At 58.9% G+C, this 24854-nt stretch carries 23 protein-coding genes and 1 pseudogene; 17 read left to right on the forward strand and 7 right to left on the reverse strand.

Annotated elements, in window-relative coordinates; all coding sequences use genetic code 11:
- Positions 1-7 precede the first annotated feature (7 nt).
- The gene (locus ACROHD_RS15825; protein WP_432679242.1) at positions 8-1477 is read left to right on the forward strand and encodes an ABC transporter substrate-binding protein; all 1470 of its coding nucleotides are present in this window, start codon (positions 8-10) and stop codon (positions 1475-1477) included.
- A 65-nt stretch (positions 1478-1542) separates the two neighbouring features.
- Entirely contained in the window at positions 1543-2451 is a 909-nt protein-coding gene (locus ACROHD_RS15830) for a DMT family transporter (protein WP_432679243.1), read from the forward strand.
- Positions 2452-2512: 61 nt separating this feature from the next.
- Here ACROHD_RS15830 and ACROHD_RS15835 read toward each other — a convergent pair whose 3' ends face one another.
- The 3 genes from ACROHD_RS15835 to iolD all read right to left on the reverse strand — a co-directional run bounded on the left by ACROHD_RS15835 (position 2513) and on the right by iolD (position 7845).
- A complete protein-coding gene (locus ACROHD_RS15835) occupies positions 2513-3511 on the reverse strand; it encodes an NAD(P)-dependent alcohol dehydrogenase (protein WP_432679244.1) in 999 nt (332 codons plus the stop codon).
- A 163-nt stretch (positions 3512-3674) separates the two neighbouring features.
- Entirely contained in the window at positions 3675-5825 is a 2151-nt protein-coding gene (locus ACROHD_RS15840) for an esterase-like activity of phytase family protein (protein WP_432679245.1), read from the reverse strand.
- 160 nt (positions 5826-5985) lie between these two features.
- Positions 5986-7845: a 3D-(3,5/4)-trihydroxycyclohexane-1,2-dione acylhydrolase (decyclizing) gene (gene iolD, locus ACROHD_RS15845; RefSeq protein WP_432679246.1), complete on the reverse strand. Its 1860-nt coding sequence runs from the start codon at positions 7843-7845 to the stop codon at positions 5986-5988.
- 75 nt (positions 7846-7920) lie between these two features.
- On the opposite strand from iolD, the gene ACROHD_RS15850 reads away from it, so the two are divergent.
- The 5 genes from ACROHD_RS15850 to ACROHD_RS15870 all read left to right on the forward strand — a co-directional run bounded on the left by ACROHD_RS15850 (position 7921) and on the right by ACROHD_RS15870 (position 11885).
- The gene (locus ACROHD_RS15850) at positions 7921-8148 is read left to right on the forward strand and encodes a hypothetical protein (RefSeq protein ID WP_432679247.1); all 228 of its coding nucleotides are present in this window, start codon (positions 7921-7923) and stop codon (positions 8146-8148) included.
- 11 nt (positions 8149-8159) lie between these two features.
- Positions 8160-8969: an HpcH/HpaI aldolase family protein gene (locus ACROHD_RS15855; protein ID WP_432679248.1), complete on the forward strand. Its 810-nt coding sequence runs from the start codon at positions 8160-8162 to the stop codon at positions 8967-8969.
- Complete coding sequence (locus ACROHD_RS15860; RefSeq protein WP_432679249.1) at positions 8969-9937, forward strand: hydroxyacid dehydrogenase; 969 nt, start codon at positions 8969-8971, stop codon at positions 9935-9937. Before ACROHD_RS15855 ends, ACROHD_RS15860 begins: the two co-directional genes overlap by 1 nt.
- Positions 9930-11048, forward strand: a complete 1119-nt coding sequence (locus ACROHD_RS15865) for a Gfo/Idh/MocA family protein (RefSeq protein ID WP_432679251.1) — start codon at positions 9930-9932, stop codon at positions 11046-11048. Before ACROHD_RS15860 ends, ACROHD_RS15865 begins: the two co-directional genes overlap by 8 nt.
- A 120-nt stretch (positions 11049-11168) precedes the next feature.
- Positions 11169-11885: a DUF1045 domain-containing protein gene (locus ACROHD_RS15870; RefSeq protein ID WP_432679252.1), complete on the forward strand. Its 717-nt coding sequence runs from the start codon at positions 11169-11171 to the stop codon at positions 11883-11885.
- A gap of 237 nt (positions 11886-12122) precedes the next feature.
- Here ACROHD_RS15870 and ACROHD_RS15875 read toward each other — a convergent pair whose 3' ends face one another.
- Complete coding sequence (locus ACROHD_RS15875; RefSeq protein WP_432679253.1) at positions 12123-13031, reverse strand: LysR family transcriptional regulator; 909 nt, start codon at positions 13029-13031, stop codon at positions 12123-12125.
- A 118-nt stretch (positions 13032-13149) separates the two neighbouring features.
- Here ACROHD_RS15875 and ACROHD_RS15880 point away from each other — a divergent pair, with 118 nt between their 5' ends.
- The 10 genes from ACROHD_RS15880 (at position 13150) to ACROHD_RS15925 (ending at position 19911) form a co-directional block, all read left to right on the forward strand.
- Entirely contained in the window at positions 13150-13572 is a 423-nt protein-coding gene (locus ACROHD_RS15880) for a DoxX family protein (protein WP_432679254.1), read from the forward strand.
- Positions 13573-13635: 63 nt separating this feature from the next.
- Entirely contained in the window at positions 13636-14268 is a 633-nt protein-coding gene (locus ACROHD_RS15885; protein ID WP_432679255.1) for a glutathione S-transferase family protein, read from the forward strand.
- A gap of 84 nt (positions 14269-14352) precedes the next feature.
- Positions 14353-15150 (forward strand): DODA-type extradiol aromatic ring-opening family dioxygenase, encoded by a 798-nt coding sequence (locus tag ACROHD_RS15890; protein WP_432679256.1) that lies wholly within the window; start codon positions 14353-14355, stop codon positions 15148-15150.
- A gap of 36 nt (positions 15151-15186) precedes the next feature.
- Positions 15187-15828 carry an NAD(P)-dependent oxidoreductase gene (locus ACROHD_RS15895; protein WP_432679257.1) on the forward strand — a complete coding sequence of 214 codons (642 nt, stop codon included), beginning with the start codon at positions 15187-15189 and terminating at the stop codon, positions 15826-15828.
- 107 nt (positions 15829-15935) lie between these two features.
- On the forward strand, positions 15936-16559 hold the full coding sequence (locus ACROHD_RS15900) for a dioxygenase family protein (RefSeq protein ID WP_432679258.1): 624 nt from the start codon (positions 15936-15938) through the stop codon (positions 16557-16559).
- A 792-nt stretch (positions 16560-17351) separates the two neighbouring features.
- Positions 17352-17705: a hypothetical protein gene (locus tag ACROHD_RS15905; protein WP_432679259.1), complete on the forward strand. Its 354-nt coding sequence runs from the start codon at positions 17352-17354 to the stop codon at positions 17703-17705.
- Between the two features lie 211 nt (positions 17706-17916).
- The gene (locus ACROHD_RS15910) at positions 17917-18516 is read left to right on the forward strand and encodes a hypothetical protein (protein WP_432679260.1); all 600 of its coding nucleotides are present in this window, start codon (positions 17917-17919) and stop codon (positions 18514-18516) included.
- A gap of 453 nt (positions 18517-18969) precedes the next feature.
- The gene (locus ACROHD_RS15915) at positions 18970-19176 is read left to right on the forward strand and encodes a cold-shock protein (protein WP_432679261.1); all 207 of its coding nucleotides are present in this window, start codon (positions 18970-18972) and stop codon (positions 19174-19176) included.
- 42 nt (positions 19177-19218) lie between these two features.
- On the forward strand, positions 19219-19563 hold the full coding sequence (locus ACROHD_RS15920; RefSeq protein ID WP_432679263.1) for a DUF982 domain-containing protein: 345 nt from the start codon (positions 19219-19221) through the stop codon (positions 19561-19563).
- Positions 19564-19680: 117 nt separating this feature from the next.
- Positions 19681-19911 carry a hypothetical protein gene (locus tag ACROHD_RS15925; RefSeq protein ID WP_432679264.1) on the forward strand — a complete coding sequence of 77 codons (231 nt, stop codon included), beginning with the start codon at positions 19681-19683 and terminating at the stop codon, positions 19909-19911.
- Between the two features lie 232 nt (positions 19912-20143).
- On the opposite strand, the pseudogene ACROHD_RS15930 reads toward ACROHD_RS15925, so the two are convergent.
- The 3 genes and pseudogenes from ACROHD_RS15930 to ACROHD_RS15940 form a co-directional block, all read right to left on the reverse strand.
- Positions 20144-20368, reverse strand: a pseudogene (locus ACROHD_RS15930) (transposase); the annotation flags it as partial.
- Positions 20369-20535: 167 nt separating this feature from the next.
- Positions 20536-23214 carry a hypothetical protein gene (locus ACROHD_RS15935; protein ID WP_432679265.1) on the reverse strand — a complete coding sequence of 893 codons (2679 nt, stop codon included), beginning with the start codon at positions 23212-23214 and terminating at the stop codon, positions 20536-20538.
- Between the two features lie 134 nt (positions 23215-23348).
- Positions 23349-24374, reverse strand: a complete 1026-nt coding sequence (locus tag ACROHD_RS15940; RefSeq protein WP_432679266.1) for an NAD-dependent epimerase/dehydratase family protein — start codon at positions 24372-24374, stop codon at positions 23349-23351.
- Positions 24375-24854: the final 480 nt, after the last annotated feature.

A 24854-nucleotide genomic window follows, 5' to 3' on the forward strand; every position in this document is an offset into this window, starting at 1 on the left:
AAATGATATGCGTATCCTGCAAACCACGGCGCTTGCGCTGGTTCTGGGCAGCACCGCCGCCTTCGCCACCACGACCGACATCACGATCGGTATGCAGTTGGAGCCACCCAACCTTGACCCGACCTCTGGCGCGGCGGCCGCGATTGACGAGGTCACCTACGCCAATATCTTCGAAGGTCTGACGCGCTTTGCCTCTGACGGATCGGTCATTCCGGGCCTTGCCGAAAGCTGGGACATTTCCGAAGACGGGCTGACCTACACGTTCCATCTGCGCGAAGGTGTCATGTTCCATGACGGAACCAGCTTCACCGCCGAAGATGCAGTGTTCAGCCTCGACCGGGCCCGCGCCGAAGAATCTACCAACGCGCAAGGCGGCCTGTTCGCCGGGATCGCCAGTGCCGAGGCAGTCGATGACACCACGCTTGTCGTCACTCTCTCGGACCCAAATGGTAGCTTCCTGTTCAACATGGCCTGGGGTGACGCCGTAATGGTCGCGCCCGAAAGTGCCGAAAGCAACGCCACCAACCCCGTGGGCACTGGCCCCTTCCGGTTCAGCGAATGGGTACAGGGCGACCGTGTAGAACTGGTTCGCAACGAAGATTACTGGGGCGAGCCGGTAGCGCTTGAAGCAGCGACCTTCCGCTTCATCAGCGACCCAAGCGCGGCTTTTGCGGCGATGATGGCGGGCGACGTGGATGCGTTCCCGGTCTTTCCCAGCCCTGAAACGCTGGCCCAGTTCGACGCCGACCCGCGCTTCAACGTGATCGTGGGCTCGACCGAAGGTGAAACGATCCTCTCCACCAACAACATGGCCGATCACCTGTCTGACGTGCGCGTGCGGCAGGCGATTGCCCATGCGATCAACCGTCAGGACATTATCGACGGGGCAATGTTCGGCTATGGCACGCCCATCGGCACCCATTTCGCACCGCATAATCCCGATTATGTCGACCTGACCGGCATGTCCGAGTACAACCCCGGCCGCGCCCGCGAATTGCTGGCCGAAGCCGGGGCCGAAGGGATCACCCTACGCCTGATGCTGCCGCCGCCGTCTTATGCGCGCCGCGGGGGCGAGATCGTCGCCGCTCAGCTGCGAGACGTTGGGCTGGATGTGGAGATTTCCAACCTGGAATGGGCGCAGTGGCTGGAACAGGTGTTTCGCGGCCATGACTTCGACCTGACCATTGTCAGCCACACGGAGCCGATGGATATCGGCATCTATGGCCGCGACGATTACTACTTCCAGTATTCGTCTGACGCGTTCAATGCCGTGATGGCAGAACTGAATGCCACCACTGACCCGGCGGGCCGGTCTGCCCTGCTGCAACAGGCACAGCGGATCATCGCCGAGGATTATGTGAACGGCTACCTGTTCCAGCTGGCCAAGACCGGTGTTGCCAATGCCGATATTGAAGGACTTTGGGAAAACTCGCCCACGCAGGCCATCGACCTGACCGGGGTGCGCTGGACCGACTGAGGTCTGCCCCCCACTGATGACCCCCGCCGCGAGGCGGGGGTTTTTCTTTGCAAAGGGTTCCGAAATTGGTTCCACCCCCGTCAACCCGCGTCAACAAGGTGCTGCCCGGTGTGCTGCTCAGCCTGCTGGCGATCCTTCTGTTCGACCTGATGGGGCTGGTGATCAAGCACCTGTCCAGCAGCTACGGCGCTGCTGAACTGTCAGCATGGCGAAACCTGTTTGGCCTGATCCCGGCCGGCATCGCCCTATGGTCGTCGCGTGCATGGCGCCAGGGGGGCCGCACGCTGCGCCTGCGTCAGTGGCATATCCCTCTGATCCGCGGACTTGCCGTAACCGTCGCGCAATTTTGCTTCTATCTGGCGCTTGGGCGGCTGGCTTTTGCCACGGCGGCAACCATTTCCTATTCCAACGCGCTTTTTATCCTCGTCTATTCCGTCCCCCTTTTGGGGGAAAGGGTGGGCCTGTTCCGTTGGTGCGCGGCATTGATCGGCTTTGCGGGTGTCATCCTTGTCATGGGGCCGGGGCGCGAGAGTTTCACTTGGGAGGCACTGCTGCCGCTTGCCGCTGCCTCGCTATATGCCTTCGCGGGTGTCTCATCGCGGATGATGGACGAGGACGTACCAAGCCCGTTGATCAACCTGTGGTCTTCGTCCGTCTCCTGCATCGGGGCCTTTACGCTTGCGATGGCGCTTGGCGGCTTTACCACCCCGGCCTCGCTGACAGATATGGGGTGGATTCTGTTGATGGGCCTCTTCGGCGGGTCAGCTGTGCTGAGCATGGTGGTGGCCTACCGCATGACCGAACCCGGAAACCTTGCGCCCTTCGCCTATTCGGGCATCCCCACAGCCTTCGTTCTGGGCTGGTTATTCTTTGGGGAAAGCCCGTTCTCGGACCTGTTTCCGGGGGCCATCCTGATCATCGCGGGCGGGTTAATGATCGTGTGGCGGGAACGGCGCAACATGCGAAAGGCCTGATCTGGGCGGGACCAAATTCCTTGCAAGGAATTTTCAAGGATCTTGCAAGATCCTTCCCCGCTCAGACCGCAAAGGCCGCGCTATCTTCCTCACCGGCGATATCCAGAACCACCGCCCCGCGCCGATGCCGCCCCTCGACATGGGCATAGCCATCACGGATGTTGTCGAACGGATAGACCCGATCAATCAACGGGCGCAGATCACCCGCAAGCACCAGGTCGGCCACCGTTTCCGCCAGGGCCCGGCTATCCCCGTTCACATGCAGCTTCATACGCTTTCCGCCACCAAATCCGGAAAGCAGAGCACGCGGCACATCGCCGATGCCGAAGTTCAACGGCAAAAACAGACCCCTCTCGGCAAGAAGCCCCTTGGCCGTACTGAAGCTGATTGCTCCGACGGTGTCGAAAATCAGGTCAAACCGCTCTGAGAGGGTCGCAATATCGGTCACCCGATAGTCAACCACAGCATCCGCCCCGAGATCTCGCAGATAATCGAGATTGTCGCCACTGGCCACGCCTGTGACATGCGCGCCAAGCCATTTCGCGATTTGCACAGCATATCCGCCGACCCCGCCAGACGCCCCGACGATCAGAACCTTCTGCCCCGGCTGAACAGCCGCCACATCGCGCAGGAATTCTATCGCGCAGTTGGTTCCGAAAGGCAGCGATGCGGCTTCCTGAAAGGTCAGGCCTCCGGGAATGGGGGCAATCGAACCCTCCGCTGACATGGTCAGGTACTCCGCGTGGGCCCCGAACATGCTGAACCCGAATACCCGTTCCCCCGGCCTGAAGCGGGTCACGCCTTCGCCCACAGCCTCAACAACACCGGAAAAGTCACCGCCAAGAACCGGTTTGCGCGGGCGGAAAAGCCCCGTCATCAGCCGCCCTGGCAGCCACAGCCCCCCCGGGAAGGCCGAGGCGCGCAGCCGCCAATCGCCGGTCGTGATCCCGGCGGCCATGACCTTAACCAGAACCTCACCTCGCCCTGGTTCCGGGCGAGGTAGCTCTCGCGGCTGAACCACATCCGGGCTGCCATAACTTTCGCATATCATCGCTTTCATTTCAGTCTCCTTTGTCGCTGTTGCGGCACGGATAGACCACCAGGATTCATGCGTAAATTGAGAGAATGTGCAACCGAACCATGCATGAATGCATGATTAGCCTTGCTCATGAAAAAGCCCCCGCCGGATCGCTCCGCCGGGGGCCACACCTGCTTAAATCACCTTACATCGGAGGGATTGCGAAGAACATGGTTTCGCCGGAATGGTCGTCGACACCGTCATTGTCGGTCGACACCCACATCGTGCCGTCAGCCATGATCGCCAGGCCTTCGACCTTGTCCAACACATAGCCGCCTGTTGAGGTCAGGTAGGGGATCAGGTCCAGAACCACCTCATGGTCAACCACCGGCAGGTCGCCGCCCAACGGGGCAGGCACCATATCGGCCAGCGCAACGCGGGTGATCAGTTTGGTCACTGCATCCGACCCGATCTGGTTGTCGCGTTCGATCAGGTAGACATAGTCGCCATGGGCAACGATTTCCGACAGGCCAACCCAGCCGGTTTCCGGTGTCGTGGTTTCATACAGCACCGCGCCCCATTCCTCGGTTTCGGTGTTGTAGGCCACCAGCTTGACGTGATGCGCAGGGTCGTCAGCCCATTCACGCTGCACCGCCATCCAGAGGGTGTCGCCGACCATAGTGATCCCCTCGAAGCCGAAACGGCGTTCCACCGCCTGCAACTCTGCCGGTAGCGGGACGTAGTCTTCGATCTCGCCATCGGCCCCAACATGATACAGCGCGTGCGGCACCAGACGGTCGGTGCGCCCTTCAGAGGCAATCCAGAAACCACCATCGCCATCCAGCGTGATGCCTTCCATGTCCAGCAACTGCGCCGGTTGACCGCCACGAGTCACACGGATCGCATCGATGATGCGCGAGGGGCCGTCCAGTGACGGATCGATCACGAAGATCGTCGGCTGCATCGCATAAAAGCTGTCATTCACGGCGTAGATCAAACCGCTTTCCGGGTCAGCCACCATGCCAGAGATCGCACCCCAACCGGTCAGCTCATCCATGCCTTCGGATGTCAGATGCGGATAGGCCGCGTCGGCGTCCTGATACTCGTAAATCATGACATGGCTGCGCGCAGCGCCGTCTTCCAGCCCGTCCACCTCGTTGGCGCTGATCAACAGCCCACGTTCGGGAATGGTTACGTAGCCTTCCGGCCCGATGCCAGAGGGTAGCAGTTGTTCCAGCACAGGATTTGCCGGGTCGGTCACGTCATAGACGCCCACCACACTGGCGCGTTCGGCACCAACAAAAACGTAGGGCGTGCCGCCGAATACGTCGAAAGTGACCGACTCGGGTTCCACACCTTTGTTGCCGGACCGGCGTTCCGGGTAGTGCCCGATCTGGATGATCGCCTCTTCGAAAGACGTGCCGGATTCGTAAACCACGGTGCCGTCCTGATGGAAGATGGTCCAGCCGCGCGATCCGCCATCCATGTCGCCTTCATTGGCAATGGCGAAATGGCCGTCGTCGATCCAGGTCACCGCGTCAGGTTCGCGCAGGCGGCCCATCTGCACGCCGTCATAGACAAAGGCGCGCTCTTCTTCGACGTCAATTCCAACGAGGTCGACGGCACCCGCCGAGAAGTGGCTCAGCACTTCACCAGATGCATTCAGAACAACCATGTGATTGTTTTCCTGCATGGTCACGACGATCTCGTTCTCGCTGTTGATCGAGACGAATTCCGGTTCCGGGTCTTCGGGCGACACGTCGGCCAGACCGGTCACGTCGGCAACGATCATGGCGTCGCACTGCATGACCCCATCAGTCAGCGGCACAATCGCAACGAAGCCCGCAGGCATCTGACCGGTGCGGCCATCGCCCAGATCCTCGTCACGCTCGTTCTCAATGGCGACCGCAATGAAGCTGTGGTCGGGTGCCGCGGCAACGCTGTCAGGCTGTCCGCCAAGGTCGCAATCGCCCAGCGTTTCGCGGCTGTCCACATCAATAGCCAGAAGGTGACCGGACGTGTTGATATAGTCGGCAGAGGTGTTGACGCCTGCAAAGGCGGTCTGCCCGATAACAGCGACCGAGGTCGGCTCGCCATCCAGCGCGACCACCCCCGCAGCTTGCGGATTGGACGGATCGGTGATGTCAATGAAGCCGAGCACTTCAGCCGGGCTGTCAGTATAGACAAGCGTCATGCCATCAGCTGTGGCGGCGATGATCTCGGACGAGGTTTCCTCAGCGTCCGGTATGTTCTGAGCGACCGGGAAAGACGCAATGCGGTTGAAATTCATGTCTGCAAGTGCAGGACCAGCCATCAGGGCTGCGGCAGTGCCAAGCAGGACGGTGCGATAGGTCATAGGATGTCTCCAGCGGTTGGATACGCTCCCCGTGCCCTAGCTTTGTGACAACCGCATAAAGCTTAGATGATAGGCTTGTGAAACCACATGTGCGAATTCCTTTGATGCCACGCCTGGATGACTGGCCTGCGCTCGATACAGGTTTGACTGATTGGTCTGATCAGACGCCCCGGCGCTGTTTCTTTCGGAAGGCTTCCTGACCTGCGCGGGCGTCCCTGACGCTTGCGCGTTCCGATACTTCGGGAACACCCACATACCAATCGGCGCCACCTGGCGTCCAGGTATAGGCATCCGAAGCCATGCTTAGCACCGTGGTTCGATCCGTGCCCTGTGCCCAGTCCAATGCGGCCTCCAGATCGGCCAGGCTTTCGCAACGCCGCGACAGCGCACCCATTGCCTCGGCATGTTTTGCGAAATCCACATGCAGCGGGTTGGCCTTGTTCACCACTCGGCTATCTTTCAGCAGGTTATTGAAACCGGGCACGCCCATGCCGGTTTGCAGGCGATTGATCACCCCGAAACCGCCATTATCGCAAACAACCACGATCATCTTGTGCCCCGAAAGGACCGAGGAATAGATGTCGGAATTCATCATCATGTAGGATCCGTCACCGACCAACACGATCGGAGTCCCGTTACTCCCCTTAGCCATTGCATGGCCCCAGGCACCGGCAATCTCGTATCCCATGCAGGAAAATCCGAATTCACAGTCAAAAGTATTCGGCGCTTTGACACGCCAGTTCTTGACCGATTCACCCGGCAGGCCACCTGCCGCCGTCACGACGGTGTCCTCCGGTTTTGCCACCTTGTTCACCACGGCAATCACCTGCGAATAGCTGGGAACCGCCGCATTGGTTGGCGTTTGGCGTTCATTCAGCATCGCATTCCAGTCGGCATATAGTTTTTTTGCCTGGTTCATTCGGGTCGGGGGGCAACGCCAGTCGCCAAGCGCTGCATCCAAGTCGGCCAGCGCTTCCAGCGCGTCACCAACAACCGGCAGGGCTCGGTGCTTGCGGGCATCAAAGCGGGCCGCATTGATGTTGATGAACTGAGCGTCACGGGGAAAGGTCGTCCAGGATCCGGTGGTGAAGTCCTGCAAGCGGGTACCAACCGCGATCACCACATCAGCCGTTTCGGCAATCCCCTTCGCGGCGTCGGTCCCCTCGATCCCCATCGGGCCGATATAGGCGGGATGATCATGAATGACCGCGCCCTTCCCTGCGATGGTTTCCGCCATCGGAATACCACGGTCTCGGGCGAACTGGGCCAGAGCCTCTCCAGCGCCGGAATAGCGCACGCCACCGCCTGAGATGATCATCGGGTTCTTGGCGGTTTTCAATAGCTCCACCGCCGCCGCGATCTCGTCTCTTGATGGACGCAGACGCGGGATCGTCCAAAGCGTTTCCTCAAAGAATTCGTTCGGATAGTCGTAGGCGAGTTCCTGAATATCCTGTGGCAGACCGATAAACGCCGGACCGCAATCGGCGGGGTCCAACATGGTGGCCACGGCTTGCGGGAGGCTGCTGAGGATCTGGGCGGGATGTGTGATGCGGTCCCAGTAACGCGAAACAGCACGGAAGCTGTCATTCACGGTGGTGGAAGGGCAACCGAAGTGCTCCACCTGCTGCAAGACGGGGTCCGGCAAGCGGTTGCTGAACGTGTCCCCACAGAGCAGCAGGACCGGCAAGCGGTTGGCATGGGCCACGCCCGCCGCCGTCACCATGTTGGTTGCCCCAGGCCCAACCGAGGTCGTCGCGACCATTATCTGGCGGCGCAGCTTGGCCTTGCCATAGCCGATGGCCGCCAGTGCCATGGATTGTTCGTTCTGCCCGCGCCATGTCGGCAACTGATCCTGTACCTGTTCCAATGCTTCGGACAAACAGGTGACATTGCCGTGCCCGAAGATACCGAACACCCCGGCGAACAGGGGCACCCGTTCGCCCTCGATCTCGGTGAATTGGTTGCAGAGATAGCGGACAAGTGCCTGGGCCATGGTCAGGCGCACGGTGCCTTGGGTCATGAGACCTCCTCCGGGTGGCGAAATCCTCTTCCTGTTGGAACGTATATTGACAATAAGAGGTATATGCAATGAGTATTGCGAATACGCATCGCCGTTGGCTTTGGCGACCGATGCCCTTGCCCGCTGCCAAGCCTGTGCAGGACGCTGGCGCTGAAATCGGGCATGGTTGAGATTAACAGCTGTGCGTTCGCTGCATCCAAGGCGCTGGTCGTTGGAATTGGCTTCTTTGGCCTTGGGCGGAAAAACGTCGGTGAAAGGATCGAGAATGATCTCGACACCAAGCGTGTACAGATCGTGTTTTGAAGGGGGACATCATGCAGAACAACAAACTAAAGGCCCTGTGGGCGTCCGGCCGGCCGGCACTGAATGGATGGTGTTCCATTGGCAATCCCTTCACCGCAGAAATCATGGCCGCGCAAGGCTATGACAGCGTCACAATCGACATGCAGCATGGCGCGCTGGATTATTCAGCTGCGCTGCCGATGCTTCAGGCGATGAAAGCCTCTGAGGCGACGCTGATGGCGCGGGTACCGTGGCTAGACCCCGCCGCGATCATGAAGGCACTGGATGCGGGTGCCATGGGGATCATTTGCCCGATGATCAACACAGCTGAGGAAGCTGCCGAATTCGTCAGCTACATGCGCTATCCGCCTCACGGGCAGCGCAGCTATGGCCCGACACGTGCCGCAGTGGCGATACCGGGATATGGGGTTGCCGCCAATGACGAGGTGCTGGCACTGGCGATGATCGAAACCGCCGAGGGTATGGCAAATCTCGAAGCAATCGCCGCGACTTCGGGACTTGACGGCATCTATGTGGGCCCGGCCGACCTGACCCTGGGGACACAACAGGGGCGGTTGGCGCCGGGCTTTGACCGCGAGGAACCCGAGATGCTTGCGCTTATCAAACGTATCGCGGACACGTGCCGCACCAACGATATCCGCGCCTGCATCCATTGCGGCACACCTGACTATGCCGCCCGAATGATCGACATGGGTTATTCCCTGACCACAGTCTCTGGCGATGCGCGCCTGCTAGCCGGTGCGGCAGCGGAATCGGTTACGGCTTGGCGGCGCCGGGTCGGCCAGAGTGCAACACCCGCCGACACCGGAGGGACATACTGATGCCCAGACTTCTGGTTGCCGGAAAGTTGCACCCCGCGGGGGAGGCGAGGATAGCCGCCTTGCGCACCGAAGGGATCGAGGTGGACTATGTGGAGGAGATCTCCGAGGAGTCCTACCTGCCTCTTATGGCCACCGCCGATGCACTTGTCCTGCGCACACAGCCCCTGACAGCAGAGACCATCGCAAACGCCCCACGGCTCAAGGTCGTATCGCGCCATGGGGTTGGCTACGACGCGGTCGATGTAGCGGCGCTGACGGAACGGGGCATTGTACTGACCATCGTCGGCGACGTGAACTCTGCCTCGGTTGCGGAACAGGCAATGATGTTTCTGCTTGCGGCCTCCAAACGGGTGCTGAGAGCCGACCGTGCAGTGCGCGATCCCGCCCTTTGGGGATGGCGCAACCGGCTGGAGCAGCAAGAGATTTCTGGAAAGAACCTGTTGATCGTGGGCTATGGCCGGTCGGGCCGGAAGCTGGCAAAGATGGCGGCAGGGTTTGACATGCAGGTCCGTGCCCATGACCCCTATCTTGAGCGTGTGGGCTGGCCTGATGGACCGGTTCGCCCATCCGGTCTGGACGAGGGACTGGCCTGGGCCGACTGCATCTCGGTCCATATCCCGAAAGTCGAGCGTCCCATTCTGGGCGCTGATGAGCTGGCGCGCTGCAAACCCGGCGTGATCATCGCAAACACGGCCCGTGGCGGCGTGATAGACGAGGCCGCGCTGGCCGATGCCCTGGCCTCGGGCCATGTAGGAGGCGCGGGCGTGGATGTGTTCGAGACCGAGCCCCCCGGCGCGGATATGCCGCTCACCGGCTGTGATACGGCCCTGCTGACACCGCATGTTGCGGGGCTGACGGAGGAAGCCAGCGAGCGTATGGCACTGGCCTCGATTGAAAACGCGATTGGGTTTCTTGATGGCACCCTTGACACTAGCTTGATCGTGAACCCGGAGGCATTCGATGGCTGACCGCAAAACACTCAAAATTGGCCTGATCGGCACCGGGTTCATGGGACAGGCCCATGCGCTTGGCTATGCTACCGCGGAGAAGGTCTTTGACATGCCATATGGGCTGTCCCTGCACCGGGTTGCTGATGTGACCGAAGAGGCCGCCGCGCGGGCCGCACATCGCTACGGCTTCGCCGGATGGACCACCGATTGGCGCGATTTGCTGGCTGACCCTGAAATTGACGTTATCGACATCACCGCGCCAAACGCCCTGCATAAGGAAATGGCACTGGCGGCGATTGCGGCTGGCAAACATGTCTATTGCGAAAAGCCCCTTGCGCCGCTGTCTGCCGATGCCCGCGAGATGGCGCAGGCCGCAAAAGCCGCTAGCGTGGTGACGCAGGTCGGGTTCAACTACCTTTGCAACCCAATGATGACTTTGGCCAAGCAGATGATTGAGGCAGGCGAATTGGGTGAGATCCGCAGTTATCGCGGCATCCATGCCGAGGACTACATGACCGATGCAAGCGCCCCCCATTCTTTTCGCACCGACCCGGTTGGCGGCGGCGTGTTGGCTGATCTGGGCAGCCACGCACTGGCAACAGCAGAATACCTTCTAGGTCCGATCACCGGCGTCATGGGCGATTGCGTGACCGCCATCAACAGCCGCCCAAGGCGTGACGGCAGCCCGGCCCCGGTTGAGATCGACGATGTCTCGCGCGCGTTTTTACGATTTGACAACGGGGCGTCCGGGTCAATCGAAGCAAATTGGATCGCCACGGGCCGCAAGATGCAGCATGATTTCGAGGTCCATGGCTCGAAAGGCGCGCTGATCTTCAGTCAGGAACGGTTCAATGAGTTGCATTTCTATTCTACTGAAGAGGCCCCAGGCCGGCGTGGTTTCCGCAAGATCGAGGCCGGACCGGAACATGACCCCTACGGAATGTTCTGCGTCGCACCGGGGCATCAGCTTGGGTTCAATGATCTAAAGGCCATAGAGATCGCGGGCTATGTCGGCGCGATTGGCGGACAACACCCCGAGCCTTTCGGATTCGACGCGGGAACGCGCATTCAGATGCTTGTGGAAACGATCCTCGCGTCCTCTGCCGCGGCCGCGTGGAAAACGATCTGAGCTGCCGCCAACTGCCTGGTGACTATGTCAGAGATAAGCCCGGCGCGGGTCTGTTTGGATTTGCTGTTGATCTTTGTCTGACGGTTGGAGGACAAGCGGCGCAAGAAGCATGGTTTCGTCATGACCGGATATCGCCGCTATAGTGTGTTTTTTGTCCCTGAGGGGGCGTTCTATCTTGCCGGTGCAAGCTGGCTTGGATGGGATGCGGTGGAGGGCCAAAAGATACAACGCGCTGAAATCGGCGGGCTTCCGGTTCCCATTGACCTGATCACTGAAGCTCCTCGAAGATATGGATTTCACGGTACAATCAAGCCGCCATTTCGGCTGGCAGATCACATGACGGAGGACGACTTGCGCGGCGCTTTTGGCAGCCTCTGCACGCGCCTTGCGCCTGTCGTTGTGCCTGACCTTGGCATTCAGCGCCTTGGCAGCTTCATTGCAATCACACCGGATACTCCCTGCCCCGCGCTCTCAGATCTTGCGGCAACCGTGGTCGCCGGGCTCGACTGCTTTCGCGCGCCTGCAACCGAGGCAGAGTTGATGAAACGCCGCCGCAAGAACCTTTCCGCCCGACAGGAAGAGATGCTGACCCGGTGGGGCTACCCCTATGTCTTTGATGAGTTCAGGTTCCACCTGACCCTGACCGGCAAACTAGGTAAAAATGCTATTGCCGTGGCCTCGAAGGTTGAAGATTTTTTCACGCCGGTGCTGCCGAAACCTCTGGTGATTGACAGCCTGTGCTTGATGGGTGAAGGCGCAACGGGCGAATTCACTGTGATCGCTCAGCGGCAACTGAGCGGATCAGAGTCACATGTCCCCGTTCCAAAGCCTATGTAGCGACGCCGGTTCAAGGCGGTAGACTTGCCTGGCGCGCAGGGAACTACGAACACGTACCTATGACCCTCGATAGCTGACGATCAGCCCTTGCCCATATCGGAGCCATTATGGCTGATACCTGCGCCATTCGGGGCCTGATGTCTGATGTGATCTCTGGCTTTGTTGGCGTTGATGTGCCTTGTCTGTGCGGCAAATACTCTGGCCTACGTCGCAGTGCAGCCAGCGCTACGAATGCCATCAATCATGGGTTTGGTGCTGCGCTCTTATCGCATTCATAAGGAATGTGCCGGACGCCCCCAGGGCCTTGTCCCTAAGCTTTGACACCACGACCCGGAAGCGTGGCATGGTATCGGATGAGTCCCACTGCGCGGGTTTCAAGGCGATCAGGCGACCGTGCACAAGTTCGTCTTCGACCATGGGTCGCGGCATTGACCCCCAGCCGATACCCTGTTTGACCAGATCATACCGAAGCCGAACATCACTGACGCGCCATTGATTGACGCCCACAACGCCGAAATTCCGTGCGTTCGCAGGAGCCTTGGGATTGGAGACGACGATTTGAAGATGGTCCCGCATCGCGTCTTTGGGGAATCCCGCGGGAAGCTTTGCCAGCGGATGCTGAGGCGTGGCCACGGCAACGAAGTCCATCTCGGTCACAAGATGACTTTCAAGGCTCGGTTCGGGCTCTGGCGACAAGAGAAAAAGGCCCAGATCAGCGTCATGTTCTTGCAGTTGGCCGTGGGCGTCTTGCGGTCTGACAGAGATGATCCGCAACTGCACCATCGGAAACTCTGCCTGAAATCTACGCAAGGCAGGCGCGATCATGGACAGGGACAAGAATGTCTCGATCACGAGGACAAGTTCGGCCTCGATCCCTTTTGACATTGAAGCGGCCTGAACCCGGAAATCGCCAAGGTCATCAATAATGCGGCGAACGCGCGGCAGCAGCGCACGCCCCTCTTCTGTCAGGCTGGGACGATAGCTCGTCCTGTCAAACAAGGTCACACCGCATTGATCTTCCAACTTCTGGACGGCGTAAGTAATCGCTGATTGGGCGCGCCCCAACCGACGCGCAGCAGCGGCAAAGCTGCCTTCCTCGACGATGGCCAGAAAAACGTTGAACTGATCGAGAGTAATAGCATCCATAATATTCAGATTATCTGAACATCATCTTCTAAACTATCCCAATTTTTTTGAACTGCCCACTCACCTAGATCTGTTCGCAAGCGGATGTTCCGGCATTGAACAATCAAAGGTGAAAACGATGACATACACAGCAGAAGCCCCCAACACCTCAAAAGGTGCAAGCAACGGCATCTGGGCCGCACAGGTTTTGGGTGCCGCCCTTTTTATCATGTCCGGCGCGATGAAACTTTTCACGCCCATCCCCGACCTCGCGGCAATCATGCCCTGGGCCGGCGAATACTCTGTGGGCTTTGTGCGCTTTATCGGCGTGGTGGATCTGGCTGGTGGCCTTGGCCTTATCCTGCCGTCGCTCACCCGGATCATGCCCCGTCTCACTGTGATTGCAGCGGCTTGTTGTGTCCTGCTTCAGGTGCTTGCCATCGGTTTCCATAGTATGCGCGGTGAATTCGAGGTCCTGCCCATGAACGCGGTCTACATCGCACTTGCCCTGATCGTGCTTTGGGGCCGTGGCAGCAAGCTGCCGATCCTCCCGCGTGGCTAAGCCAGACCTTTCGCATCAGCCTCACTCCAAAGAACCCCTTTCTGTCAGACAGGAAAACAGACCATGAAAATCTATAATGGTAACTTTTCGGCCAATGCCCTGCGTGTCCGAGCCGTGGCGCTTGAACTGGGATTGGATTTCGAGATCGTCGAAATCAACGTCATGGGCGGAGAAAACAAGACCGAAGACTATCTTGCCATCAACCCAAACGGCAAAATCCCGGCGCTTGAAGACGATGGGTTCATCATCTGGGAAAGCCGCGCGATCACGTCCTATCTGGCGGGCAAGCGCCCCGAGGCTGGTCTATATCCCGATGACATCAAACAGCGCGCGATTGTCGACCAATGGTCCTACTGGCAAACGGTTCATCTTGGGCCAGCCATGTCGAAGGTAATCTTTGAACGCTTCTTCAAGCCGAAATTCCGCATGGGAGAGACAGACCCCGTCGCAATCGACTCCGGCGTCAAGGAAATCGCACAGTTCCTACCTGTGCTTGAGGCCGGTCTGAACGGCAAAGACTGGGTCGCGGGCAATCTGTCGGTTGCTGACTTTGCCTTGGCCAGTGCCTTTGTCTTCCGCAAGGAAGGGGACATTTCGCTGGCCGATTACCCCAATGTGACAGGCTGGATCGACCGAATGGAAAGCCGCCCCTCCTGGCAGGAGGCCGTCAAGCCGCTGGTTGCGATGATGTCCTGATCTTCGGCAAAGCCCCCTTCGCTACCCATTTTCACAAACTCGGGCGGCGGCCCTGCGCGCCGCCCCAATGCCCTAAAGGTTTCCATGTCAAAGACCCTACCGACCTACTTCATCTCGCATGGTGGCGGCCCTTGGCCCTGGGTGCCGCCCATGCGCGAATTCTTCGCCCCTCTGGAACAGTCCCTGAAACAGATGATCGCCGACCATGGGGAACGCCCAAAGGCAATCTTGATGATCTCGGGCCACTGGGAAGAGGATGAGGTGGCCATCATGGGCGCAGCCAAACCGCCGATGCTCTATGATTATTCCGGCTTTCCGCCTCATACATATGAAATCACCTATGACGCGCCCGGCGCGCCCGAAATCGCGGCCCGAACGCTGGACCTGCTGAAAGGCGCAGGGATCAAAGCGCATATCGACCCCACGCGCGGCTTTGACCATGGGCTCTTTGCCCCGATGGAGGTCATGTATCCGCAGGCGGACATGCCGATCTTTCAGGTCTCGATGCTGAAATCCTATGACCCGGCCGATCACCTCGCTATCGGACGTGCGCTGAAACCGCTGCGCGACGAAGGCATCATGATCATCGGATCTGGCCTGAGCTTTCACAACCTGCGCCTGCCGCGCGGTGTCGGCAAAGACCCATCCGCCGCATTCGACGCCTGGCTCTACGACGCAATGAACGCAGAGCCAGAGGCGCGTCGCCAAGCCGTTTTGAACTGGGAAACTGCCCCCGCCGCCCGGATCTGTCATGAAGAAGAGGATCATCTGGTGCCCCTCTTCGTGGCCCTTGGTGCAGCCGAGAACGAACCGGCAGAGCGGATCTATCACCACACAAGCGAAATGACCGGCATCACCGTGTCGAACTACAAATTCGGCTGAATGCGCCACGCACCGGTCTGTGACGAAGGAAATCACATGAAACTTTTGGTTTTGGGTGCCAGTGGACGCACCGGACGACATATCGTTGAACAGGGCCTTGCCAAAGGGCACCAGATCACCGCGCTGGTGCGCGATCCCAGCAAGGTCGAACCGCAAGACGGGCTGACACTGATCAAGGGCACCCCTACCGATGCCGCCGATCTGACCGGTGCCGCGGATGGTGTGGATGCGATCCTTGTCGCACTGAACAATCCGCGCAAGTCGGATGCACCATGGGCGAAACCGATCACAACGGAAAAGATCCTGACCAAAGTGGCTCAGAACATCATCGCTCTTGGCAACAAACGCGTGGTGTTCCTGTCGGCTGCGGGCGTCGGCGATAGCTTTGACACAGCGCCATGGTTCATGCGGTTCATGATCAACAAGACCAACCTTGGATACGCCTATGCCGACCACAACAGCGTGGAGCAGGCATTCCGCGCCTCGAACACGGACTGGACGCTGGTGCGGGCAATGGGCCTATCCAATGGCGAGAAGGAAAAGACGCTTATCGTCGGCACGGCGACGACACCAAAACCCGGGATGATGGTCCGCCGCAGCGCTGTCGCCGGTTTCATGTTATCCTGTGCCGAAAATGGCAGCCATATCCACGACACGCCGGTAGTCTCGGAAAAATAGGGTTTGGGGCTTGCCTCTTTCAAGCAATGACAGATGTTGCTTGGTCTTAGCGACGGAACACGCGCGGTGATCCGTGTTTCGTCCGAAGGATATGATGGAGAAAGAAGATGACCCATGGAAACTATCCGCGCCGTAGCCTGTTGACATGGGCCCTTGGGGTTATGGGCTTGGCAGTGACCAAGCCGGCGCTCGCGTCAGAGCCAACCCCAAGCGCAACCGAAGGCCCCTTCTATCCCACACCGGCCATGCGTCGCGCGGATGTGGACAACGATCTGGTGAAGATCATCGGATCGGTTCAAGAGGCGGGCGGCGAAGTCTTCTTGCTGAAAGGGCGTGTTCTGGATCGCGACGGAGTGCCCATGGTCGGTCAACGTATTGAAATCTGGCAATGCGACATGAATGGCAGGTATCTTCATACCGGCGATCGCCAGACCATCGCGTTTGACCCCGCATTTCAGGGCTTTGGCCACGACATCACTGGTCAGGATGGTTCCTATGAGTTCCGTACAATCAAGCCGGTCACGTATCCCGGTCGGACGCCGCACATTCATGTAAAGGTCTTCGACGGGGACCGTGAGGTGCTGACAACTCAATTCTATATTTACGGCCACCCTGCGAATGCACGGGACCGGATCTTTGGCAGGATGTCTGAAAGCGATGCCAGGGCTGTCTCTATGGTTTTCACAGTAGTCGAAGGCGTAGAGCAGGCCATCGTGGACATCGTCGTCTGAGAACCCCATGCCATAAGACAAAAGACCTGCTTATCGCGGCGAATGCTTTCCGTCTTCACATCCGAATGCCCAATGCAACGGGTTTTGACCCTAGGCTCAGTACCTATCGCCACGCGTCCAGTTGGAGCGTCAAAATGGGGGGGGCGTGTTCGCCTGATCGGCCACACCGAAAGTCTTGGATTTCCAAGCTGCACGCCATTTGCGGTAGGGGTGGCGGTGCGTTTGCCGATGTCTCGACACTGGCGGCAAGCAGGTTATGGCAAGCCAAGCCCGACGGTCCTGGTCGATTTTTTGTCGAGGATCAGCGGGTTGCAAATGGCAGCCTATGCAGATGTCGGGATTTCGGGGTTAGCTCATGGAGCAGATCACTGGTTGGTGTCGATTGACCGCACTCTCTAGGTCGGCTGAGTGGTCGTTTTCTGTGAATGCGTTGAACTTCTGACCGTGGCACCCATATGTCTTAGATGGAAAAGCAATCGGTCGGCTGCTGAATTGTGGTGCGTTTGTTTCGTCTTTCCTAACTAACACAAAAGGCGTCTCGCCTATCAGAATCTTAACTGTCTGTTTGCCGATCCGTGCGGCCATGGCATGCCACGAACGCGTTCCGCTGCTGTTGGATAAGCTCGGATGCGCTGAGCGAGAGCTCAAAACGACGATCCAGACGATCCACTACCTTGCGATGCCTATCTTTCCGCGACGGCGGATAGGATCTGCTTTTCGAGGCTTAACTGACTTTCATTGAAACCAACACACTATGCGTGGCGGCGCATTCCCCGTCCGAAGGAACAGATAATGAACTTACCAGAGTGGATAAAGCCGGGCATCTATGGGGCCCTTATTGGTGCCGCCGCTGTGACCATTCTCGGGTTTTCCTGGGGTGGATGGGTTACCCATCGAGCAGCAGGAGAGATGGCGGATGATATGGCTCAGGACGCGTCCATAGCGGCTCTTGTACCGGTATGCGTTGAGATGGCGCGCACGGATCCGAACCGAGCCGAGCAGCTGGCCATCATCCAGGCCGCTTCGACATACCAACGGCGTGATGCCGTCATGGAAGCCGGATGGGCCACCATGCCAGGATCGGAAACCGCCAATCGAGATCTTGCACTCGCATGTGTTGCGGGGCTTGACCTGGATGGATCATAGACCTTTCGAGACTTTCGCGAGCCGGGCCGGGACAATCCAATTGTCCGGAAAACGCGACGCATTATTCTCGCTATTGTTGATACTCGTCCTTTTTTCATCCCCTTTGTTTGCGCAATCGAGTGACACCTCCCCGCCAGAGAACTCCCATCCAAGGTCCTATGGGACAGGCTGGGACTGCGATCAATCCTTCAGGCTCGAAGGCGACCAATGCGTGGCCATTGTTCTGCCTGAGAACGCCTACGCTACCAACCGCAGCTATGGCTCGGGTTGGGAATGTCTGCATGGGTTTCAAGAGGTCAACAGGAACACTTGCGTCGAAGTGATGGTTCCGGTGAACGGCTACCTGGATCGGTCGGGCAGCAGCTGGAGCTGTCATCGCGGCTTTACGGAGAGAGCTGGCTCGTGTGAAGAAATCATGGTGCCCGAGTTCGCATTTCTATCGGACGATAGATACGGCCCCGCGTGGACCTGTGAGCGAGGATACGAAGCAATCGGAGACAGTTGCGTTCAGATCGAAGTGCCCGCTCATGCTTTTCTGAATTCATCCGAATACGGTCGGGCCTGGACCTGTGAGCGCGGTTTCACAGAACAGGGCGATACGTGCAGCCCCATCATCATCCCTGAGAACGCATATCTTGTTGAAGAAACCTACGGTCCGAACTGGCGATGCAACCGTGGTTATGCCGCGCTGAACAATCGCTGCGAGGTGATCGACCTGCCTGAAAATGCGCATCTGGACCGCACCGGCAACCGATGGGAATGCAACCGCAACTTCCAGCGGACGAGGGGGACTTGCGAGCTAAGCAACTAGCAGATGAGATGCGTTTTCGATTGATCTATCCGGCTTGATACATGCGGTATCGTCAGGCGACACGATTGTTGAGCTTGAACCAAACCGGCCAGAACCGGCATTCGTGCCGCGCTGCTGGCGCGGAGAGGTTGGTTCGAAGCGATCCCAGATGTCAAAGAGCGACCGTCATCCGTCGTCTCGGAGACCGAGACCGATCGAGCTCGCCTGCGGCGGCCTTGTCTGACATGGCAGTTCAGTGGGTGGTCAGGAAGACCCGCCGATGCGCATCGTCAGACTGCTGCCCCCCGAGTATCTTGCAACGCGTCTTGTAAGTTGCGATGGGAGTGCCCATCTATGGTTAGCAAAGCTTTTTCTTAAGAACTTCTGTCTCCTAGCGGCCACAGTGGATCATATGACGACACTTGGCCGGGTCATCGCGTTTTGCGGATGGCAATCACATAAGGAGATCTCACGATGGCCAATGGCACCGTGAAATGGTTCAACACCCAAAAAGGCTTCGGCTTTATCGCCCCCGAACAAGGCGCAAAAGATGTGTTTGTTCACATCTCTGCACTGGAACGGGCTGGACTGAGCCAGCTGGACGACGGTCAAGCCGTAACGTTCGACCTGGAAAGCAGCAAGGACGGTCGGGAATCCGCGATTAATCTCGTACTGGCATAAGCCTGGATTCGGAAAATGGTAAGGCGGGCACGGTCCCAGAGATTGGCCCGCCTTGTCAAAGACAATGACCCGCTGAAATTCGGCGACGGTCATTCAGATATTTGGAAAGACACATTGATAGAAACCTATTGGGGACAACCCATGACCTTCGTCGTGTCCGCGCAAGGCGACACGCAGGAATTCACAACGATTGAACAAGCGCGCCACTGGCTTCGCCGCAAGTGGCCTATTGTTAACAAGGAAAGAGATCGCGCACTGGCGCAGGTCGATGCGGCAATGCAATGCCTGACCACCATCAGTATGGCACGTCGTGCGTTTCTTTCAGCAGCCCAAACAGCGGGCTTCAAGCTCGTTGGTCACGATCCCCGATCAGCGGGTTCCCTTTGAACGCTCTGATCCGTGCGGGGCGTGGCCGAAACCCATAGTGCGCCAAACCAGTTTCGCAGTGGGATCGCCTGAACCTAAAGTTGGGGTAGGCAATTAACTCAACAAGGAGATTGAAAGATGGCCAGACAGGCAAAGACATCATTGTTCAACACACCTGGCCCGCGGGCTGAGACACCGATGGACAAGACCACTCGCGCTGTCCGGCAGATCCTTGACGATGAGGCAGAGAAACGATCCACCAAGACATCCAAACTTCGCAAAGCGCGTCTGGAAAGAGAAGCAGCCACGCCGAAAGCCGAAGTGAAAGCTCCAACCACGGCTCGTAAAAAGATCATGCGCAAGACCTAGGACGTAGTGCGCGCAACGAAACACTTTGCAGTTGTCAATTCTGCGTCTCTTAGCGCGTCGTGAAGCTTGTGCGACAACAGGATAAGCCCTCTCTGAGGTTCTGCTTCGCGCCATGGATGTGCGCCTTGATCAGCGCCTGGTGCAACGGAAAGGTGCCTGGCGTTGATCCAGGCAAACACGCCCTTGTCGCTCCCGTTGCCCGGCAGGTCATGCTCTTCATGCCCGAGGGGGGGCGTGTCCGACGGTTGCGGGGCGTCTGGAGCGGACCTAATTCCTTCGGTGCATCGCGCCAGCGCAAGCCATTGCGATTGATGAGCATGGGTCCACTCAACACCAGTTGATCATCAACGCGTGGCTTGCCTTGGGACTTCGGACAAGAGGCTTTACGTCGCGCAATCTGTGCGTCGCTCAGACAAAAGAAACAGACATGCCACCGACTTGCTCTCCCGAGATGAATCACGCGACAAAGCGAAAATCAATCGCGCCCACCCCTCCAGATCATTTCGCCGCAGTAGGTGCTACCAGCTGAACTGAGGGGGCAATCGACGGCTGGTTGAATGCCCCGCGCCTCGCGGCTTGCATCACATGGAAGGAGAGCAATTAGATGGCAATCTCCCGCATCCCTCAGAACACGAAATCGCTGGCGTCGAAGCCTCCGGTGTAGCCGAGGACGATCACAGCATCCCCGCCCGCGAAGGCGATGCGGGTGTTCGTGCCGTTGTCGGTGATGGTCAGGTCGCCCAGGCCGCTGACCAGGCTGTGGCCCGAGAAGTCCATCCGGTCGAGGCCATCCTCCCAACCGACCAGGAAATCCGTGCCGCTGCCGTCGTTGAACACGAAGGTATCACTGCCACCGTTACCAAAGAGTGAATCGAAATCCGCCCCGCCTTCGATCGTGTCGTCGCCCTCGCCGCCGGCCAGAACATCGCCCGCCGAGCCGCCGGTCAAGATGTCGTTGCCGCCCGCTCCCGACAGCACAACCGAGTCCGTCACCCCGGTCGCGTCCAGCGTGTCATTGCCGCCGCCAGAGTTCACCCGTTCGACCCCGCTGCCCGCCAGCGCGAAGTTGAAATCACCGTTGTCCTGGATGAAGAGCCGGTCGTAATCGGCACCGCCGTTGAACGAGCTGTCGCCCGATTCCGCGAAGAACTGGTCGTTGCCTGCGCCGCCGTTGAACGAGTCCGAGCCGCCATCGCCGAACAGGAAATCATTGCCGCCGCCGCCGTTCAGAACGTCGTCATTGTCGCCGCCAGAGATCTGATCAACCGCGTCGCCGCCGGTCAGCGTGTCATTGCCGCCCTCGCCCGAAATCACCAGCGTGGTCGCCACCCCGGTCCCGTCAAACACATCACCACCGACGCCACCGATCACCCGTTCGACATTGGTGCCCGCCAGCGCCACGCTGACCCCGGCCGTGCTGGCCACGATCAGCCGGTCATAACCGCCGCCCCCGTCGAACGAGACATCATCGGCGTCAATGTAGAGATCATCCGCCCCGGTCCCGCCAGAGAAACTGTCCGCCCCGCTGTTGCCCTGCAAGACATCATTGCCCCAACCGCCGTTGAGCTGATCATCCCCCAAACCACCGCGCAGAACATTCCCGTTCCCGCCCGTCGCGTTCAGCGTGTCATTGCCACCTTCGCCCTCAAGACTGTCCGTCCCGCCGCCGCCAACAATACTGTCAGCCCCATCACCACCACGGATCGTGTCATTGCCAAGACCGCCATCAAGGGTGTTGGCGCGCCCGTTCCCTACAATCAGGTTCGCTGCATCATCCCCGATAAACACGATCTGATCCTCATCAATGACCGGCTCTGGCAGAACCGCCGGAATTCGGGTCAAACCGATCAAATCATCTGTCAGCACCTGATGCTGTGCCAAAGGCAGACCGTTATGGGAGTAGATGCGAAGCTCTTCCTGGCCGAACTGCAGAATGGCTCCGTTTCCCGCAATCGTGAAACTGATCTGACCCAGGTTGCGCAGCATCGGCCAAGCGGTCAGGTCGATCCGGTCCTGATTTGGGTCGAAGTCACGGATTTCGTCAAAGGACCCGTCCGCTTCAAGCACAAATACATCGCGGCCAGAACCGCCAATCAGTGTATCCTGCCCCACACCGTCCATCAGAATGTCATCGCCCTCACCCCCATCAATCACGTCATTGCCCGCGCGGCCTGCCAGAACCTCCCCGGCGTCGCTTCCGACAAGGTTGGTTGAATTCGCGCCGTCAATCAGGGTTGCGCCGAGAGGACCGGGATCCATGTTGAACTGGGTAATGCCGGTTTCGGTTCCGCTGCCAACAAAGATCTGAAGCTGACCGTCGGCAGCAATTGCCCCGATGGCCGAGACATTGGCCAGCGTTGTGGTGAACGCATCGGGAATGGTGTCATGCAGCAGCAGTCGCCCGCCGGGAAGCAACTCGAAAAAGCTCACACCGTCATCTCCACCACCGGCGATGATAAATGCTCTGTTCCCCAGCATGACGGTTTCCACCGAGGTGACATTCTGGAAACGTGTCGTCAGATCGTCGATGATGTGATCGACAGGGGTCAGCGTACCGTTGGTCTCCATCCGCAACACGCTGAGCGAAGAGCTGTCGCACGCTGCCACCACAACGTAGTGGCCGTCGGGAAGGTTGACATGATCCAGGGTTGAAATCCCCGCCACGCCAAGGCCTTGGTCGGCACCGCAAACGCCCCCCTCGGTGAGAGAGCCGTCATTGCCCACCCGATAACTGCGTACGTGTTGCCCGTCTGCATCGGCCATAACGAGGTACTGAGCCGACCCGATGTCAGCCCGAGCAAGGCTAGCGACGTTTGTAGGGTTGGCGGTGGCGGCGACCAGGGCAAGGCTTCCATCAGGGCCAATGCGAAAGGCGTCAAGTGCGCCACTATCGGCGTCGGTGCAGTACAGGTAACTTTCCTGTCCGACCTGCATCTGAACGAGACTGTGCATGGCCGCCGTCTCAGCTGTCAGGGTCAGGGCGGTGCCGGTCAGGTGACCGTTGGTGTCCAGGGCATAGAGGCGCGTCGAATCCTCCTGTGGAGCAAGCGTGACAACATAGTCTGTATCGCCGATCGAAATGAATTCGGTCCGGTCTGCCTCGGTGCTGAGGGTTTGGTGATCAGCCAGCCCGGTTGATCCGTCTGCGGCCACGGAGAATGCTGAAATTGCCTCACCTGAACGGCTCGTGGCATACAGGACGTAATCACCGGAGTCCGAAAGTCGAACGTCCAGATCCGTCACGCCCGTCAGATAGCTGGCCACGTCTCGCTCTAGCAGCGAGACGTATCTCAGTATCGGCATTTCCAGCCCCATCATCGCAGGGCCCCCACACGTGGGAAAGACTGCCGAAACGGCGTTAATACTTAGTCAGGACTTTGTGGCTTGGGTGGGGCGCTTGCTGCGAAGTTGTCGAAAAATTCAGATCTTCGTGCAGGCTACACACGGTAGTAATCCCGATACCACGCCACGAAACGCGCCACGCCGTCAGTGACATCGGTGGACGGGCTGTGCCCCGTCAGACGCTGTAGCAATCCCGTATCGGCCCAGGTCGCGGGAACGTCACCGGGTTGCATATCCATCAGGTTTTTGTGCGCGATCAGGCCCGTTGCGGCCTCTATGGCGGCGATGAAATCCATCAGTGGAACCGGGTTCGCATTGCCGATATTCACGATGCGAAACGGGGCTACGGAAGACAGGCTATCGCCGTCTGCTTGGGATTCCCCTGCGGTCGGTCGGATCGGTGCAACCGCGATCAGTTTTTCGATTCCGGCAACAAGATCATCCACGTAGGTGAAGTCGCGTTGCATCCGCCCATGGTTGTAGACGTCGATCGGCTCACCAGCCAGAATAGCGCGGGTGAATTTGAACAGCGCCATATCGGGCCGCCCCCAAGGGCCGTAAACCGTGAAGAAGCGAAACATCGTGGTCGGCAGATCATAAAGATGCGCATAGCTGTGCGCCATCGCCTCGTTGGCCTTCTTTGTCGCCGCATAGAATGACATCTGCGTGTCGGCTTTGTCGGTTTCCGCATAAGGCATCTGGGTATTCGCCCCGTAAACCGAGCTGGTAGAGGCCAGCAGCATATGGGCGGGTGGATGCGCACGGGCGGCTTCCAACAGGTGGAACGTTCCGATCAGATTGGCCTCGACATAGCTTTTCGGCGCTTCGATGGAATGGCGAACACCGGCCTGAGCCGCGAGGTGGATGACTGCATCGGGGTGATAATCCTCGAACAGGTTTGCCAGGACGCCGGGCGCTTCAATCCGTTCATTAATGGCTCTGAAATTTTGATGAGCGCAAAGCCGGGCCTGTCGCGCACGTTTCAGGTCTACATCGTAGTAGTCTGTCAGGGCATCTATTCCGATTACGCACCAGCCAGACTCCAGCAGGCGGCTGCAGAGATGATAGCCAATGAAGCCAGCTGAACCGGTGACCAGGGCTGTGCCTTTATGTTGTGACATGGGAACAAGACCCCTCGTTGTTAATTAGTGGCCCAGGGGCCAATTTCACCGTTGTAGAGGCGTGCTGGGCCGTGGGCAAAAGGGAAGTTTTTGCGAAAGGGCCATGATAGCCTGTTATCCCATACAGCTGTGATCGCCTTTTCGACTGACGTTGTTCTCCCTGGCCGGGGGAACCCTTTCGACAGCAATCGAACATAAGATCTTTTCCGGTGCAGTTTGCTAAAATGCCGCAAAGTGCCTTTTGTGGCCAAGTCGGCAGAAGCCCTGGCCGGAAAATAGGCCAAGGCAAGGAGGCGAAGCCGCGCTCTTGTTCCGAAAGACCCGCCATTCATGCGTCTTGCCGGACCGGCTGGCGCCGTTTTAGCCTCAGAACACGAAATCGCTGGCGTCGAAGCTTCCGGTGTAGCCGAGGACGATCACAGCATCCCCGCCCGCGAAGGCGATGCGGGTGTTCGTGCCGTTGTCGGTGATGGTCAGGTC

This window comes from Nioella aestuarii, from assembly GCF_050896395.1.
GTDB classification, from domain to species: Bacteria; Pseudomonadota; Alphaproteobacteria; order Rhodobacterales; family Rhodobacteraceae; genus Nioella; species Nioella aestuarii.

What these genes read in the sequence shown, in the direction of transcription:
- ACROHD_RS15825 (WP_432679242.1), top strand. Translation starts at nt 8, where the DNA reads ATGCGTATCCTGCAAACCACGGCGCTTGCGCTGGTTCTGGGCAGCACC.
- ACROHD_RS15880 (WP_432679254.1), top strand. Translation starts at nt 13,150, where the DNA reads ATGACATACACAGCAGAAGCCCCCAACACCTCAAAAGGTGCAAGCAAC.
- ACROHD_RS15865 (WP_432679251.1), top strand. Translation starts at nt 9,930, where the DNA reads ATGGCTGACCGCAAAACACTCAAAATTGGCCTGATCGGCACCGGGTTC.
- ACROHD_RS15940 (WP_432679266.1), bottom strand. Translation starts at nt 24,374, where the DNA reads ATGTCACAACATAAAGGCACAGCCCTGGTCACCGGTTCAGCTGGCTTC.
- ACROHD_RS15870 (WP_432679252.1), top strand. Translation starts at nt 11,169, where the DNA reads ATGACCGGATATCGCCGCTATAGTGTGTTTTTTGTCCCTGAGGGGGCG.
- ACROHD_RS15925 (WP_432679264.1), top strand. Translation starts at nt 19,681, where the DNA reads ATGGCCAGACAGGCAAAGACATCATTGTTCAACACACCTGGCCCGCGG.
- iolD (WP_432679246.1), bottom strand. Translation starts at nt 7,845, where the DNA reads ATGACCCAAGGCACCGTGCGCCTGACCATGGCCCAGGCACTTGTCCGC.
- ACROHD_RS15885 (WP_432679255.1), top strand. Translation starts at nt 13,636, where the DNA reads ATGAAAATCTATAATGGTAACTTTTCGGCCAATGCCCTGCGTGTCCGA.
- ACROHD_RS15895 (WP_432679257.1), top strand. Translation starts at nt 15,187, where the DNA reads ATGAAACTTTTGGTTTTGGGTGCCAGTGGACGCACCGGACGACATATC.
- ACROHD_RS15935 (WP_432679265.1), bottom strand. Translation starts at nt 23,214, where the DNA reads ATGCCGATACTGAGATACGTCTCGCTGCTAGAGCGAGACGTGGCCAGC.
- ACROHD_RS15915 (WP_432679261.1), top strand. Translation starts at nt 18,970, where the DNA reads ATGGCCAATGGCACCGTGAAATGGTTCAACACCCAAAAAGGCTTCGGC.
- ACROHD_RS15905 (WP_432679259.1), top strand. Translation starts at nt 17,352, where the DNA reads ATGAACTTACCAGAGTGGATAAAGCCGGGCATCTATGGGGCCCTTATT.
- ACROHD_RS15875 (WP_432679253.1), bottom strand. Translation starts at nt 13,031, where the DNA reads ATGGATGCTATTACTCTCGATCAGTTCAACGTTTTTCTGGCCATCGTC.
- ACROHD_RS15900 (WP_432679258.1), top strand. Translation starts at nt 15,936, where the DNA reads ATGACCCATGGAAACTATCCGCGCCGTAGCCTGTTGACATGGGCCCTT.
- ACROHD_RS15840 (WP_432679245.1), bottom strand. Translation starts at nt 5,825, where the DNA reads ATGACCTATCGCACCGTCCTGCTTGGCACTGCCGCAGCCCTGATGGCT.
- ACROHD_RS15890 (WP_432679256.1), top strand. Translation starts at nt 14,353, where the DNA reads ATGTCAAAGACCCTACCGACCTACTTCATCTCGCATGGTGGCGGCCCT.
- ACROHD_RS15835 (WP_432679244.1), bottom strand. Translation starts at nt 3,511, where the DNA reads ATGAAAGCGATGATATGCGAAAGTTATGGCAGCCCGGATGTGGTTCAG.
- ACROHD_RS15860 (WP_432679249.1), top strand. Translation starts at nt 8,969, where the DNA reads ATGCCCAGACTTCTGGTTGCCGGAAAGTTGCACCCCGCGGGGGAGGCG.
- ACROHD_RS15855 (WP_432679248.1), top strand. Translation starts at nt 8,160, where the DNA reads ATGCAGAACAACAAACTAAAGGCCCTGTGGGCGTCCGGCCGGCCGGCA.